At 45.1% G+C, this 1,389-nt stretch carries 2 protein-coding genes; both read left to right on the forward strand.

Features of this window, described 5'->3' with window-relative positions; translation table 11 throughout:
* Positions 1 to 380, forward strand: a 380-nt coding sequence (locus tag PBA01S_RS22560) for a transposase (RefSeq protein WP_218027477.1), incomplete at its 5' end; no start/stop codon positions are given.
* 11 nt (positions 381 to 391) lie between these two features.
* Positions 392 to 1,312, forward strand: coding sequence for an IS3 family transposase (locus tag PBA01S_RS22565; RefSeq protein ID WP_127576780.1), 921 nt, complete (start codon positions 392 to 394; stop codon positions 1,310 to 1,312).
* Positions 1,313 to 1,389: the final 77 nt, after the last annotated feature.

The raw sequence follows: 1,389 nt of genomic DNA on the forward strand, positions 1-1,389 counted from the left end.
TAAATAAACTGGAGTCCTCCCCTACAAGGATTTACAATGGAAATAAGGGAGAGGATTCAGTTATGGGAAAAGCCAAAGATGAATTTCGTTTAAAGGTAGTAAGAGAAGCTCTGTCCGGGATTAAGGTGGGGGTGCTTGCCCGGTCGTATGACCTGCACCCAGAAACCATTCGAACCTGGATTCGAGCATACCGAGATCAGATTACAGATGTGGATACATCACTGCCAGACCAACACCTTCAAGAACTCAAACGACTTCAAGAGATTGAAGAAAAATACGAGAAAGCGATGAAAGTGCTTGGTGAGAAAGAACTCGAAAATGAGATCCTACGTGAACTCGTAAAAAAGAAAAACCCCGCTTATCTGAAAAACTTGAAGTAGCAGAACCATTCATTAAGCGGGGGGAACCAACAGCTGTAGTTCTGCGGATTTTGGAAATTGCTGAATCGACATACTACGATCGAAAAAAGCGAGCTGCTACCCCAAAGACGGAGCCGTTATCAACGGACAAACGCGGTCGCCCTACACCTGGGTACTCTCTAACTGTTACAGGGATCCCCATTAGCGATGAACAGATTAAAGAGTGGCTCCTTGAGCTGCTTGAAGGCGAAGAACATGTCTACGGATATAAACTGTTGGGCCAATGCATTCGGGATATTCACCAAGTCATAATTAACAAAAAGAAAACGTATCGTCTTTGCAAAGAACTCGGCATTCTGCAAAAAGCTCGCAAGCCTGTCACATCGCACCCGCGTACTCTCCCCAAGAACCGATTCATTACCGGTTCTAATCAATTGTGGCAAATGGACATCAAGTATGGATACGTTGTAGGACAGAAGCGCTTCTTCTTTGTTCTTAGCATCATTGATGTATTTGACCGCGTGGTGGTTGGGCAATATTGCGGGCGAACCTGTGAAGCCAAGCATGCCGTTCAAACGCTTATAAGTGCCCTAGAGCGCCGCATTCAGCCGGGTGAAACGTTCCCCGTGATCCGGACGGACAATGGGCCTCAATTTGTCAGCAAGTTGTTTGGAGATACCTGTGAGAGCTTGGGGATGACTCATGAGCGAATTCCCCCAAGGACTCCCAATATGAATGCCTATATCGAATCATTTCATAGCATATTGGAACGCGACTTGTTTAGCAGACGAGAATTTATGACGTTTGAAGAAGCGTTTATCGCACTTGATCAATATATGGACTTTTATAATTATCGAAGAATGCATGGTAGCCTGAAGCATATGGCTCCCATGAAGTTTTCGTTATGGGTCAAAATGCTAGAGGATACCTCAAAGTTCCATAAATCGATGTAAACACACAAGAAAATGAGCTGGACTGCGATAACACAAAACTTGTAGGTCAGGACTCCGGATTTAGGGGGCCTAGCCGA

Origin of the sequence: Paenibacillus barengoltzii NBRC 101215, assembly GCF_004000745.1 — a bacterium.
Taxonomy (GTDB): domain Bacteria; phylum Bacillota; class Bacilli; order Paenibacillales; family Paenibacillaceae; genus Fontibacillus; species Fontibacillus barengoltzii.